Consider the following 13,993-nt stretch of genomic DNA (forward strand, 5'->3'; position numbering starts at 1 on the left):
GGCTCTCGTAGCGGGGCTACCAGGGCCTTCGGCCGGTGCGGCGAGAGTGCGTGCCGGGCGGCGCGAGGTCGTGCCTGCATCTCCCCGGGGTCGCTTGGGCCCGGGGTCGGGTGGTGGTGACGCTGCGGAGTGTGACGGTACATCCCGCCCCGTTGTCAAACGGGAAAAGCCCGCAACGGCCACTCGAACGGTAACCCGACTTCCGCCATTCCTGCCGCCCGGAGTGCTCACCGGCCTTTTCGAGCCTTTCCGGAAGAGGCCCTCCCAAATATCGGCCGCGCAGCTCGCAGGCGGTTCTCAGAGTCGGGTGAAGCACCATGTTCCGAGGCTCAGCGCGATCACCGAGACAAGGCCCGCGACCGTCGCCGATGCGACGGGACTCACACCCTGGGCGACGGGCAGTCGCTGTCGGACCCGTACCGCGGTCCACGTCAGCAGCCCGCCTCCGAACAGGGCGAACACGAGCCCGGCGAAGATCGCCGGTCCACTTTCCATGGTTCCGCTTGCCCCTTTTCTCCTGTCCGCGAGCGCCCAGCCCGGCGAGGCTGTCACGCACGGGCGGCGCGCAGGCGAACCTCGGGTGAACGCGGGACCGACTCGGGGCCGACGCGGGGCCGACGCGGCGGTGGACTCTCCGTGACCGAGGTCCCGGCGGTCACGGCAGCCCCTCAGGGCTCGGCGCCCTCACAGACCTCTGTAGCCGAACCACGCCGCATCCGTCGCCGGAGATCGTCTGAATTTGTCGCCCCTCGGCTCGGCGACGTACTCGAACCGGTCGCGCGGCACATTTCTTTCCGACGCAAGCATGATCCCCAGCGACGGAACCCCGGCAAAGTCACCGTGCCGGTTCGAGGAACCCCTGCTCCACCAGTAGCCGAATCTGCGCGGGCGTACGGTCGCGCAGCAACACCGGATCCTCGCCCATCAGCTGGGCGATCGCGTCGAGAATGCGGCCCGCGCTCAGCGAGCCGTCGCAGACGCCCGCGAAGCCCGCGCCGACCGTGTCCACCTGGGTGGCCCGCCGCATGCCGCGATGCTGGCGCAGCACCACATGCTCCGGGTCCTCGGCGCCGGGCAGCCCGACCTGCTCCTGCACGACCTCGCCGACGAGCCTGAAGTGGTCCTCCAGCAGGGCCGCGTCGTCGCGGGCACGCAGATAGTCGAGCCGGGCGAAGTGCGCCAGGACCGTGTCGCCGAGCGGCTGCTCGACGGGGTGCGGCCACTCCTCCACGGTGATCGAGGGCACGGCGGCCGACGCCTTGCGCAGGGTGATCCACCCGAAACCCACGGCCTTCACCTTGCGCGCCTCGAACTCGTCCAGCCACGCGTCGTACCGCGCCTGGTACTCGGCCACGTCACCCCGGTGGTCGCCGGCGTCCCGGAGCCACAACTCGGCGTACTGCGTGACGTCCTGGACCTCGCGCTGCACGATCCACGCGTCGCACCCACGCGGCACCCATGACCGCAGCCTGTCCTGCCAGTCCTCCCCTTCCACGTGCTGCCAGTTGGCGAGGAACTGCGCGAACCCGCCCTCGTTCAGCCGCTCCCCCGCCCCTTGAACGATCGAGCGGCACAGATCGTCCCCGCCCATCCCGCCGTCGCGGTACGTGAGCCGGGCGCCCGGCGAGATGACGAAGGGCGGGTTCGACACGATCAGGTCGTACGTCTCGCCGTTCCTGAGCGGCTCGAACAGCGAGCCCTGGCGCAGATCCGCGGCCGGGGCGCCGGACAGCGCGAGGGTGAGCGCGGTGATGTGCAGGGCGCGCGGGTTGAGGTCGGTCGCCGTCACGCGCGTGGCGTGCTGCGCGGCGTGCAGCGCCTGGATGCCGGAACCGGTTCCGAGGTCGAGGGCGGCCGCGACGGGCGTGCGGACGGTGATGCCGGCGAGGGTCGTGGAGGCGCCGCCGACGCCGAGGACGACCCCTTCGTCCTTGCTGCCGATGCCGCCCGCTCCTCCGACCGCGCATCCGAGGTCGGACACGATGAACCAGTCCTCGCCGTCGGGCCCGCCGTACGGCCGTACGTCCACGGTCGCGGCGACGTCGTCGGAGTCGTGGCCGGCCCGGACCAGCCACCCGCTGTCCAGGCAGGCGGCGACGGGCAGGACGTCCGCCACGCGCGCGTGCGGCACGGGCTGCTGCAGCAGGAAGAGCCGTACGAGCGCCTGGAGCGGGGTGTCTCCCCGGGTCGCCCGGAGCGCGGGCACGGTCTCGCTCCGGGCGAGCGCCGCGTACGCGGGCGCATCGAGCAGTTCGAGCAACCCGTCCGCGGTGAAGGAGGCCGCTAGCAGGGCCTCCCGCAGCCGGGCGGCGACATCGGGACGGTCGGAGGCGGGCAGGGCAGACAGGCTGGAGTCACTCACGCCCTCATTGTGACCCGCGCCCGCCCCGAAGGTGGGTCAGCTGTCGGTGGCCGACGTGGACGCGGAGGCGGCTGCCTGCTTGCAGCCCTCCTGCTTGAGCAGCGCCTGCTTGGTGTCGCCGCTCGACTCCAGCTTCTTCAGCGCGTCCAGCGCGCTCTTGCGCTGGCTCACCACGTCCTTCATCTCCTTGCCGACATCGCTCAGCCCGGACGCGAACTTCGCCTGGTCCTTGGTGTTGAGCCCGTCCATCTGCTTCTTCAGGTCGGCGTAGCTCGCGGAGAGCGCGGTGAGCTTCTTGATGGCGTCCTGCTGCTTCTGCGCGCCGTCCTCGACCCCGGGGGGCGCCCCGGCACTGTCGAGGAGGGTCGCGCGCGCCTTGAAGCCTTCGGCGAGGTCCTGGAAGGCCTTGGCGTCGACCTTCTGGAGCTCCGCGGGCGGGCTGTCCTTGGCGGCCTTGGTGATCGCGGCGTCGGCCGCCGCGATCTTCGCGTTCTGCGTCGGCGCCGTGTCACAGATCTTCTTGGCCCAGGCGTCCAGCTCCGGGTTGCCCTCGTCGCTCGTGCATCCCGTCAGCGCCAGCACCAGCACCGCACCGCCGGACAGTGCGGCCGTGAGCTTCTTGTTCACCGGTTCGGTCCCTTCCGTGGCTCTCGGCCAACGGACCTTACACGCCGTACGGAAGACAGCCATGCACCGAATGCAGCATTAGTGGCGTTATAAGACTCTTTACACCATGTGAGAGAAGGGTCACGGCTGGGGCGTGAACACGCACGAGGCGGGCGGGCGGCACGTCAACGCGCGCCGCCCGCCCGCCTCTTGAGCTGGGCCGTCCTGAGACCGCCTACGAAACCACCGCGGGATCGGCCGGTTTGGCAACCCTGTCGGCGTTGCCTTCGTCACCCATGGCGATGCCCCGCCGCTTGGAGACGTAGACCGCGCCGACGATCACGAGGAGCGACAGCACGGCGATCGTGACCCGAACGCCGACGTTCTTGTCCTCGCCGTAGCTGAACTGGATGACCGCGGGCGCGATGAGCAGCGACACCAGGTTCATCACCTTCAGCAGCGGGTTGATCGCGGGACCGGCGGTGTCCTTGAAGGGGTCACCGACCGTGTCGCCGATCACCGTCGCGGCGTGGGCCTCGCTGCCCTTGCCGCCGTGGTGGCCGTCCTCGACGAGCTTCTTGGCGTTGTCCCAGGCGCCGCCGGAGTTGGCGAGGAACACCGCCATGAGGGTGCCCGCGCCGATCGCGCCCGCCAGGAACGCGCCGAGCGCGCCGACGCCGAGCGTGAACCCGATGAAGATGGGCGCCATCACGGCGAGCAGACCGGGCGTGGCGAGCTCGCGCAGGGCATCCCGGGTGCAGATGTCGACGACCTTGCCGTACTCCGGCTTCTCCGTGTAGTCCATGATCCCGGGCCGCTCACGGAACTGCCGCCGCACCTCGTACACCACGGCACCCGCCGACCGCGACACGGCGTTGATGGCGAGTCCGGAGAAGAGGAAGACGACCGCGGCGCCCGCGATGAGGCCGACGAGGTTGTTGGGCTGGGAGATGTCCATCATCAGGCTCATCGGCGCGCCGTCGCCGCTGAGTTTCTCGCCCACGTCCCGCGCGCCGGTGGTGATGGCGTCCCGGTACGACCCGAAGAGCGCCGCCGCCGCGAGGACGGCGGTGGCGATGGCGATGCCCTTGGTGATGGCCTTGGTGGTGTTGCCGACCGCGTCCAGGTTGGTGAGCACCTGGGCGCCCGCGCCCTCGACGTCGCCGGACATCTCGGCGATGCCCTGCGCGTTGTCGGAGACCGGCCCGAAGGTGTCCATGGCGACGATCACGCCGACCGTGGTGAGCAGGCCGGTGCCGGCCAGCGCCACCGCGAACAGCGCCAGCATGATCGACGTGCCGCCGAGCAGGAACGCCCCGTACACGCCGAGCCCGATCAGCAGGGCGGTGTAGACGGCCGATTCGAGACCGACCGAGATGCCGGCGAGTACGACGGTGGCGGGACCGGTCAGCGAGGTCTTGCCGATGTCCATGACCGGGCGTCGGTTGGTCTCGGTGAAGTAGCCGGTCAACTGCTGGATGACGGCGGCCAGCAGGATGCCGATCGCCACGGCGACGAGCGCGAGGATCCGCGGGTCGCCGTCCTTGGCCGCGATGGCGGCGTCGGTGATGCCCTCCAGGTCGGCGTACGACGACGGCAGGTAGGCGAACACGGCGATGGCGACCAGCACGATGGAGATCACCGCGGAGATGAAGAACCCGCGGTTGATCGCGGTCATGCCGCTGCGGTCGGTCCGGCGCGGGGCCACCGCGAAGATGCCGATCATCGCGGTGATCACGCCGATCGCGGGCACGATCAGCGGGAACGCGAGGCCGGAGTCACCGAACGCCGCCGAGCCGAGGATCAGCGCGGCGACCAGGGTCACGGCGTACGACTCGAAGAGGTCGGCCGCCATGCCCGCGCAGTCGCCGACGTTGTCGCCCACGTTGTCGGCGATGGTCGCGGCATTGCGCGGATCGTCCTCCGGAATGCCCTGCTCGACCTTTCCGACCAGGTCGGCGCCGACGTCGGCGGCCTTGGTGAAGATGCCGCCGCCGACACGCATGAACATCGCGATCAGCGCGGCACCTAGACCGAATCCTTCGAGCACCTTCGGCGCGTCGGCCGCGTACACCAGCACCACACAGGAGGCGCCCAGCAGACCGAGCCCCACCGTGAACATGCCGACGACGCCGCCCGTGCGGAAAGCGATCTTCATGGCTTTGTGCGAGACGGCGGTGAGATCCTTTTCCGGTTCACCCTCCGCCGGGGTCGCTTCCCGTGCGGCCGCGGCGACGCGCACATTGCTGCGCACGGCGAGCCACATGCCGATATAGCCGGTGGCCGCCGAGAACGCGGCACCGATCAAGAAGAACACCGATCGGCCGATGCGCTGATTCCAGTCGTCCGCGGGCAGCAGCATGAGCAGGAAGAACACGACGACGGCGAATACGCCGAGCGTGCGCAACTGCCGGGCCAGATAGGCGTTGGCGCCCTCCTGGACCGCGGCCGCGATCTTCTTCATGCTGTCGGTGCCCTCGCCGGCCGCGAGCACCTGGCGCACCAGGACACCGGCGACCACGAGCGCTGCCAGTGCGACAACGCCGATGACCGTGATGATGACCCGGTTGTCGTCGGTGAGCACCGCGGCCGCGAGGGTTGTGGGGTGGTCGAGCTGATGAGGGGTAGAAAGCCCCGCCATTCGTCCTCCTTGACGCTTGGGCTGAGCTCAAGATGTGGACGGATTCTAGGTACCGGAACCTGATCAAAACAGAGCGCGGCAAACGGAATTAGCCTTCACATGCCGTTCAGCAAATGATCGACAGCACGCCACTCAACCCGAAAGTGCTAATGCCTCAAAACCATTGACGCTCGCATTTACTTGATCAAATTATCGGCCGATTGATCGTGAATTCCTTCACGAATTCCCCGGCGCTGATGGCGCAAACGCGAAGGGGCCCTGCTGAGCAGGGCCCCTTCGCGTCGAGTCTGGTTCGGGTTCGGCGGTTCGTCAGGTGAGCACCGCGGCCGGCGGTGTGGTCGGCCAGGTCATACGGATCAACCCGCCGTGCTCCCCCGCGGAGACCTCCACGTCGTCGACGAGGCCGCTGATGACCGCGAGGCCCATCTCATCCTCCTCGGCCTCCACTTCGGCCTCGTCGCCCGCGGCGCCGCCTGCGCGCTCACCGGGAACGGCGCGCGGCGCCTCGTCGCCGACCTCGATGGAGAACTGTTTCTCCTCCTCGATCAGCGACACCTTCACCGGCGCCGTGATGCCGACGCTCTGATGCAGTCCGACGGCACGGGTGCATGCCTCGCCGACAGCGAGCCTGACCTCGTCCAGGACGGCCTCGTCCACTCCGGCCCTGCGCGCCACCGCTGCCGCCACCAGACGGGCGGTCCTGACGTGCTCGGGCAGCGCGCTGAAGCGGAGTTCAACGGTGGCCATGCATCCCCCTCCGAACTACGGGCGTGCTGTCCGGAGGACCGGGCTGCCGAAAGCCCGGTCCCCCTTCTCTTTCAACTTCTGCCGCCCCGGACCCGCCCTGCGACGGGCCCGGGTCCGGTGGTCAGTCGGTCGCCGCCACCGCTTCCTCGACCGAGGTGTGGATCGGGAACACCTTGGTGAGGCCGGTGATACGGAAGATCTTGAGAATGCGCTCCTGGTTGCAGACCAGGCGCAGGGAGCCCTCATGGGCACGCACACGCTTCAGGCCGCCGACCAGCACGCCGAGCCCGGTGGAGTCGAGGAAGTCCACGCCCTCCATGTCGACGACGAGGTGGAAACTCCCGTCGTTCACCAGCTCGACCAGCTGCTCGCGCAGCTTGGGCGCGGTATATACGTCGATTTCGCCACCGACCTCGACGACCGTACGATCGCCGACGGTACGGGTCGACAGGGACAGGTCCACGGATCCTCCAGCACCTTGCTAATCGAGCGGTCGTCCCTCGGGACACCTCGGCTTACAGCCCCCAGGACGGTTCGCCAGCCGCGATGGCATTCAATCACTTACCGGCAGGCGTGCACGACGCCTTGGGTCCCATTGTCCGTCACGCCAGTGACACACTCGGTGCCGATGGCCAAGAATCACCGATCCGATCGATCCCCGACGGGCCCCGTTTCCCGGGTGGACCCGGGCACGGTGCTGGGCCGACTCGCCTCGGGTCCGAGCCGAGCTGCGCGCATCACTCATACGGAGCATGTGCCCCCGCGGGCGGGTCGCCATGCCGTCTGGCCCGACCGGATCCGCGCGGAGGTCATCGCCGCGGTGCGGACCGCGGGAATCGAACATCCCTGGGCCCACCAGGCACGCGCCGCCGAGCATGCCCTGGACGGCGACTCGGTGGTCGTCGCCACGGGCACGGCGTCCGGCAAGTCGCTGGCCTACCTCGTACCGGTCCTCTCGACGCTTCTGGAGGGCTCCGAGGCGCCGAACGGCCGCGGCGCCACCGCCCTCTACCTGGCTCCGACCAAGGCCCTTGCGGCGGACCAGTGCCGTTCGGTGAAGGAACTTTCACATCCCCTGGGCAATTCCGTACGGCCGGCTGTGTACGACGGCGATACTCCGTTCGAGGAACGCGAGTGGATCCGCCAGTACGCCAACTACGTCCTCACCAACCCCGACATGCTGCACCGGGGCATACTCCCGTCCCACCCCCGCTGGTCCTCCTTCCTGAAGTCGCTGAAGTACGTCGTCATCGACGAGTGCCACACCTACCGCGGTGTCTTCGGCTCGCACGTCGCCCAGGTACTGCGCCGGCTGCGCCGCCTCTGCGCCCGCTACGGCGCCTCTCCCGTCTTCCTGCTGGCCTCCGCGACCTCCGCCGAGCCCGCGGCGGCCGCCCGCCGTCTCACCGGCCTCCCGGTGGTCGAGGTCGCCGACGACGCCTCCCCGCGCGGCGAACTGGTCTTCGCCCTCTGGGAGCCCCCGCTCACCGAGCTCCAGGGCGAGAAGGGCGCACCCGTACGGCGTACGGCCACCGCCGAGACGGCGGACCTCCTCACCGACCTGGCCGTGCAGGGCATCCGCTCGGTCGCCTTCGTCCGCTCCCGGCGCGGCGCCGAGCTGATCTCGGTCATCGCCCAGGAGCGCCTCGCCGAGGTCGACCGCTCCCTCACCCGGCGTGTCGCGGCCTACCGGGGCGGCTACCTCCCCGAGGAACGCCGCGCCCTGGAACAGGCCCTCCACTCCGGCGAACTCCTCGGCCTGTCGGCCACCACCGCCCTCGAACTCGGCATCGACGTCTCCGGCCTGGACGCCGTGCTGATCGCCGGCTACCCGGGCACCCGCGCGTCCCTGTGGCAGCAGGCGGGCCGGGCCGGCCGCTCCGGACAGGGCGCGCTGGCCGTCCTGATCGCCCGCGACGACCCGCTGGACACCTACCTCGTCCACCATCCCGAGGCCCTGTTCGACCGTCCGGTGGAGTCGACGGTCCTCGACCCCGACAACCCGTACGTCCTCGCCCCGCACCTGTGCGCGGCGGCCGCGGAGATCCCGCTGACCGAAGACGACCTGGCGCTGTTCGGCCCCGAGGCCGAGGGCCTGCTGCCGCAGCTGGAGGCCGCGAAGCTGCTGCGCCGTCGCACGAAGGCCTGGCACTGGACGCGCCGGGAGCGGGCCGCCGACCTGACCGACATCCGCGGCGAGGGCGGCCGCCCCGTCCAGGTCGTCGAGGCCGGGACGGGGCGGCTGCTCGGCACGGTCGACGTGGGTGCCGCGCACGGCACGGTGCACGAGGGCGCGGTCCATCTGCACCAGGGCCGCACCTACCTCGTGCGCTCCCTCGACCTGGAGGACTCGGTCGCCCTGGTCGAGGAGGCCGCCCCGCCGTACTCGACGGTGGCCCGGGACACGACGGCCATCTCCGTGCTGGAGACGGACATCGAGATCCCGTGGGGCGACGGCCGCCTGTGCTACGGCTCCGTCGAGGTCACCAACCAGGTGGTCTCCTTCCTGCGCCGCCGGCTGATCACCGGCGAAGTACTGGGCGAGACGAAACTCGACCTCCCTCCTCGTACGCTGCGCACCCGCGCTGTGTGGTGGACGGTCACCGAGGACCAGCTGGACGAGGCCCGGATCAACCCGGAGATCCTCGGCGGCGCCCTGCACGCCGCCGAGCACGCCTCGATCGGTCTGCTGCCCCTCTTCGCGACCTGCGACCGCTGGGACATCGGCGGCGTGTCGATCCCGCTGCACCCCGACACACTGCTCCCCACCGTCTTCGTCTACGACGGTCACCCCGGCGGCGCGGGCTTCGCGGAACGCGCCTTCCACACGGCCCGCACCTGGCTCACGGCCACCCGCGAGGCCATCGCCTCCTGCGAGTGCGACGCCGGCTGCCCGTCCTGCATCCAGTCCCCGAAATGCGGCAACGGCAACGATCCGCTGCACAAGCGGGGGGCGGTGCGGCTGCTGACGGTGCTGTTGCGCGGGGCGCCGCAGGAGGGGGAGATGGCGGAGGCGGCCGGTCTGAACGGGGAGGGGGAGCCCGTCCAGGAACCTGAGCGGGAGGGGGAGCCGACAAGGGCCGCGCAACCGGTCAATGGCCCGGCATCGAACGGTTCGCCGCCGCTGGGCCGAACGGCGGACTCCCCGTCGGCGGGGCGTCCTTCCCCGTAGGGCCGGAGAGGGGAGGCCCGGTCGGCGTGATCGGCCCCGCAGGTCCTGCTGGGCCTGCTGGGCCTGCTGGCCCTGCTGGGCCCGATGGTGGCCCCGGTGGCCCGGGTGGCCCGGGTGGCCCCGCCCGCGCCCTGACCTCCGCTGCGAACGGCCCCCGCCCCGACGCCGCCGTCACGTCCGACACCTCCCCGACCAAGGCGCACCGCACGAGCCGCACGCCCTGCGCCCCAGCCACCCGTTCCGCACGGTCGCAGGCCGCCGCGGCGCCCTCCGCCCAGTGGTCAGCCGCCGCGAGCGCCGCCAGATCCGCACCGCCGGCCGCGCGGTGCCGGGTCGTGACGGCATGGCCCAGGGCGAGTACGACGCCGAAGACGACACAGAGCACGGCGATGGCACCGACGCTCCAGACCGTGGCGGAACCTCGGTCGGAACGCAGGCCGGCACCAGGGCCTCGGGCGGCTGCACGCAGGCCGGCTGCCCGACGGCCGAGGGTGCGCCGCCAGGCCCGGGCCCAGCCGGCGGAACGCCCCTGTGAGGAACCCCCTCTCATGTCCCCTCCCCCACCATCTCCTCCGCCGCCGCCACGGCCTCCTCCCGTACCTCGAAGGGAAGCCCGCTCAGCACCGGCGGTTTGGCCACGACGACCACGCGCACCTCGTCCCCCTTCCGGCCCACCGTGACCGTCGCACCGCGCGGTGCCGCCTCGCGGGTCACCCTGATCACCGCGTCGGCCGGATCCTGCCGGGCCGCCGCGCGGGCGCCTGTCCGGGCCGCGTCCACGCACTGGATCTGCGCGGCCATCACAAGCAGCGCCCACACCAGCGCCATCGCGAACATCACCAGCACGGGCAACACGACGGCCGACTCCGCCGTCACGAACCCCCGGTCCGACTGTCGACCTGCCCACCAGCGCTCACATTTCCGCATTGAGCGCCCGTTTCACGATGTCCTGAAGCTCCGCGCTGACCTGCCCGCTCGTCACGACCTTGTAGAGCACCACGGCGAACGCCACCGCCGCGACGATCCCCATCGCGTACTCGGACGTGACCATCCCCGCGTCGCCTCGCGCCGCCCGTGCCCTGCACACCAGGGCACGCATCCGCGCCCGTACTGCCTTGTTCATCTCAACCCCCGTAAGGTTCGGTTCTGTTACTCCAGCTGCTGACCAGCGGCGCTTGCCGTCCCTCAGTCCGCCAGTCCGCCAGTCCGCCAGTCCGCCAGTCCGTCAGTCCGTCAATCCGTCCCGCGTCACCCCTCACCCGTCATCCGTCCCCCGTCACCGACCACCCCCTCCCAGCACCCCGCCCGCCAGCCCGATCACCACTGGCGCCACGCCGACCGCGATGAACGCGGGCAGGAAGCACAGCCCCACCGGGGCGGAGACCATGACGGCCGCCCGTCTGGCCCGTTCCGTCGCAGTGCGCGTCCGGTCGGCGCGGGCGTCCGTGGCGAGCCGCGCGGCCGGGCCGGCCGCGGGAAGTCCGGACACATCGGCCCGTTCCAGCAACCGCGCCAGCGCCCCGGCCCGTGGCAACGACGCCAGCCGCTGCCACGCCTCACCCGGCTCACCACCGAGCCGCACCTCCGCGGCGCCTCGCGCCAGCCCTTCTCCGACGGGACCGCCCAGAGCCTCGCCGACGGCCTGCGCCGCGATCACCGGACCAGCTCCCGCGGCGATGCAGGCCGCCAACAGGTCCGCCGCAAGCGGAAGTTGCCGCGCGACCTCGTCGGCATCGGGCTCCTGCACCGGGCCGGCGGCCTCCTGTCGTCGCCGCCACAGCCACAGCCCTCCCGCGGCGATCGAACCCACCGCCATCCCGGCTACACCGCCGAGCAGCGCCCAACCGGCGCCCACGACAGCCGCCATGGGCAGCACGCGCCGCACGCCGGGCCGAACGTCGTACCGTCGGCGGTTCGACCCCACGTCCGCTGTCGCCATCAACTCGGCGAGCCGCCGCCGTGCTGCGCGCTCACGCCGAGCCACGATCGACCAGTGCGCCAGCCACCCGACGGCCAGCGCCGCTCCCAGCACCATCCCCAACCTGTGGACAACGTCCGCGCTCACACCGTCACCTCCCTCTCCCGCCCCGAGCGGCCCGAATCCCTCATGCCGCCTCCGCTCCCCGCACGATCCGCACGGCCCACCACATCCCGAGCCCCTCCAGGGCGCCACCGACGACCAAGCACGCCATCCCAGCCCCGGTGTGCAGCAGCACATGCAGTGGCTCAGCCCCCATCGCGGCGCCGAGCAGCAGCCCGAGGACCGGCAGACCGGCGAGCATCACCACCGTCGACCGCGCCCCCGCCAACTGGGCTCTCAGGTCGGCGCGCTGGTCCCGCTCGGCTCGCAACGCCCCTTCCAACCGGTCGAGTCCGGCCGCGAGCCCCGCGCCCTGGCCCACGGCCACTCGCCAGCACGCCGCCAGGCCCAGCAGGCCCTCGGCGCCCGGCTGCCGTCCCGCCGACGCGAGCACCCCCGGCACATCCCCGCCGAATCGCGCCGCCGCCAGCACCGCGGCCTGCGCCTCACCGAGCCCACCCGAGTCCCGTGCCGCCCACTGCAACGCCTCCGCCGGCTGCCGTCCGGCCCGCACCTCCCCCGCAAGCGCCGCGCACAGCACGATCACCGCGTCCCCGCGGCGTTCGCGTGCCCGCCGCGCCTCCCGGGCCAGCCGTACCCGCCGCAGCAACGGCACCCCGGCCGCCCCCGCGACAGCTGGCAACACCGACGACCCCAGCACGGCCAGCACCAGTCCGATGGCCGGCGCCCACCACTCGGCCCGCAGCCGCCCCCGCAGCGGCCGCAGTTCCCCGGCCAGCCGCCGCCAGTCGGGCGGACCGGCCCCCACCGCCCCGCCTCCCGCGAGCAGCAACTGCGCCCTGCGAGCCCCGGAGTTCGGCCCGCCCAGCAGCCAGACGGCCGCCCCGAGGCACACCACGGCGGCGCCCAACGACATCTCACCCACACAGATCACCCGTTCCTTTCGCGCCCCGGCCCTCATCGCCTTCGTCGCCCTCACCCCGAAGCAGCCCCCGCAGCCGCTCCCACCCGCGCTCGTGAACGAACCCCTCATCGCCCCACCGCAGCGCCGGCGCCGTCCGCACCCACCCCGCCGGGTCTCGCTCCAGCACATGCACCTCGGCGATCCGCCGCCGCCCGGTCCGGTCGCGTACGAGATGGATCACGACCGACAGCGCGGCCGCCAACTGGCTGTGCAGCGCGGCCCGGTCCAGCCCGGCCGCCGTGCCGAGCGCCTCCAGCCGGGCCGGGACATCGGCCGCCGCGTTGGCGTGGACGGTCCCGCAGCCTCCTTCGTGGCCCGTGTTCAACGCGGCCAGCAGATGGACCACTTCGGCGCCGCGCACCTCTCCCACGACCAGCCGGTCCGGGCGCATCCGCAGCGCCTGCCGCACCAGGTCCTCAAGGGTGACGAGCCCGGCGCCCTCCTGGTTGGCGGGTCTGCTCTCCAGCCGTACGACATGCGGGTGTTCCGGCCTGAGCTCCGCCGAGTCCTCCGCCAGCACGATCCGCTCACCCGCACCGACCCGTCCGAGCAGCGCGCTCAGCAGCGTGGTCTTGCCGCTTCCGGTTCCGCCGCTGATGAGGAACGACAGCCGCGCCTCGACCAGTGCCCGCAGCACCCGGTCCCCGCCCGGTGGCACGGTGCCCGCGGTGACCAGCTCGTCGAGCGTGAACGCCCGCGGCCGTACGACCCGCAGCGACAGGCAGGCGCAGCCGACGGAGACGGGTGGTAGCACCGCGTGCAGCCGGGTCCCGTCGGGCAGCCGGGCGTCCACCCAGGGCCGCGCGTCGTCCAGGCGCCGCCCTGCCACCGCGGCCAGGCGTTGCGCAAGGCGTCGTACGGCCGCCGCGTCCCGGAACGACACCGAGGTCAGCTCCAGACCACCGCCCCGGTCCACCCAGACCCGGTCCGGCGCCGACACCAACACGTCCGTCACCGATGGGTCGGCGAGCAGTGGCTCCAACGGACCGCTCCCGACCAGCTCGGACCGCAACTGCTCGGCGGCCCCGAGGACTTCGGCGTCCCCCAGCACCCTGCCCTGCTCCCGCAACGCCTGTGCCACGCGCGCGGGTGTCGGCTCGCCTCCGCTTTCGGCCAGCCACTGCCGCACCCCGTCCAGCAGCCCCACCGGCATACCCGCTCCGACCGTCGTCCCGTTCGACGCCCATGCCCCAGCCGAGGGACCGACGCGATCGGCCGAAGCCCTCCGCGCGGTGGCCGTACCAGCCGGGACCTCCGGCACCCGCCGCGTCACCATGGCGCCCGCATCACCGGCCGGCACCCGCTGCCCCACGCTGGCGCTCACCGAACCGTCCGACACCCGCTGCCCCACGCCGGCGCTCAGCGAACCGTCCGACACCCGCTGCCCGACAGCACCACTCCCCGAACCCTCCACCGCCCATCGCGGCACGGCCCTACGCCCCCTCCCGTCCGTCCTGCCC

At 71.8% G+C, this 13,993-nt stretch carries 12 protein-coding genes and 1 pseudogene; 1 reads left to right on the forward strand and 12 read right to left on the reverse strand.

Annotated elements, in window-relative coordinates; translation table 11 throughout:
- Positions 1-297 precede the first annotated feature (297 nt).
- The 6 genes from ACZ4UU_RS09550 to bldG all read right to left on the reverse strand — a co-directional run bounded on the left by ACZ4UU_RS09550 (position 298) and on the right by bldG (position 6,819).
- Positions 298-495 carry a hypothetical protein gene (locus tag ACZ4UU_RS09550; protein WP_468038105.1) on the reverse strand — a complete coding sequence of 66 codons (198 nt, stop codon included), beginning with the start codon at positions 493-495 and terminating at the stop codon, positions 298-300.
- 340 nt (positions 496-835) lie between these two features.
- Positions 836-2,362, reverse strand: a complete 1,527-nt coding sequence (locus tag ACZ4UU_RS09555) for a DUF7059 domain-containing protein (protein ID WP_468038107.1) — start codon at positions 2,360-2,362, stop codon at positions 836-838.
- A gap of 36 nt (positions 2,363-2,398) precedes the next feature.
- Entirely contained in the window at positions 2,399-2,989 is a 591-nt protein-coding gene (locus ACZ4UU_RS09560) for a small secreted protein (protein WP_468038109.1), read from the reverse strand.
- Positions 2,990-3,203: 214 nt separating this feature from the next.
- Positions 3,204-5,609: a sodium-translocating pyrophosphatase gene (locus ACZ4UU_RS09565; protein ID WP_468038111.1), complete on the reverse strand. Its 2,406-nt coding sequence runs from the start codon at positions 5,607-5,609 to the stop codon at positions 3,204-3,206.
- Positions 5,610-5,918: 309 nt separating this feature from the next.
- Entirely contained in the window at positions 5,919-6,356 is a 438-nt protein-coding gene (locus tag ACZ4UU_RS09570) for an ATP-binding protein (RefSeq protein ID WP_468038113.1), read from the reverse strand.
- Positions 6,357-6,477: 121 nt separating this feature from the next.
- Positions 6,478-6,819 (reverse strand): anti-sigma factor antagonist BldG, encoded by a 342-nt coding sequence (gene bldG, locus ACZ4UU_RS09575; protein WP_003975386.1) that lies wholly within the window; start codon positions 6,817-6,819, stop codon positions 6,478-6,480.
- Between the two features lie 165 nt (positions 6,820-6,984).
- On the opposite strand from bldG, the gene ACZ4UU_RS09580 reads away from it, so the two are divergent.
- Complete coding sequence (locus ACZ4UU_RS09580; protein ID WP_468038115.1) at positions 6,985-9,528, forward strand: DEAD/DEAH box helicase; 2,544 nt, start codon at positions 6,985-6,987, stop codon at positions 9,526-9,528.
- A 106-nt stretch (positions 9,529-9,634) separates the two neighbouring features.
- Here ACZ4UU_RS09580 and ACZ4UU_RS09585 read toward each other — a convergent pair.
- From ACZ4UU_RS09585 to ACZ4UU_RS09610, 6 genes and pseudogenes are all read right to left on the reverse strand, one after another.
- Positions 9,635-9,997 (reverse strand): annotated as a pseudogene (locus ACZ4UU_RS09585) (Rv3654c family TadE-like protein); the annotation flags it as partial.
- A 77-nt stretch (positions 9,998-10,074) separates the two neighbouring features.
- On the reverse strand, positions 10,075-10,455 hold the full coding sequence (locus ACZ4UU_RS09590) for a TadE family type IV pilus minor pilin (RefSeq protein ID WP_468038117.1): 381 nt from the start codon (positions 10,453-10,455) through the stop codon (positions 10,075-10,077).
- The gene (locus ACZ4UU_RS09595; RefSeq protein WP_468038119.1) at positions 10,442-10,651 is read right to left on the reverse strand and encodes a DUF4244 domain-containing protein; all 210 of its coding nucleotides are present in this window, start codon (positions 10,649-10,651) and stop codon (positions 10,442-10,444) included. The genes ACZ4UU_RS09590 and ACZ4UU_RS09595 overlap by 14 nt, the downstream gene beginning before the upstream one ends.
- A 153-nt stretch (positions 10,652-10,804) precedes the next feature.
- Positions 10,805-11,593, reverse strand: a complete 789-nt coding sequence (locus ACZ4UU_RS09600) for a type II secretion system F family protein (RefSeq protein ID WP_468038121.1) — start codon at positions 11,591-11,593, stop codon at positions 10,805-10,807.
- 40 nt (positions 11,594-11,633) lie between these two features.
- Entirely contained in the window at positions 11,634-12,485 is an 852-nt protein-coding gene (locus tag ACZ4UU_RS09605) for a type II secretion system F family protein (RefSeq protein ID WP_468039168.1), read from the reverse strand.
- A gap of 1 nt (position 12,486) precedes the next feature.
- The gene (locus tag ACZ4UU_RS09610) at positions 12,487-13,686 is read right to left on the reverse strand and encodes a TadA family conjugal transfer-associated ATPase (protein WP_468038124.1); all 1,200 of its coding nucleotides are present in this window, start codon (positions 13,684-13,686) and stop codon (positions 12,487-12,489) included.
- Positions 13,687-13,993 lie beyond the last annotated feature (307 nt).

This window comes from Streptomyces sp. NPDC028907, assembly GCF_055564995.1.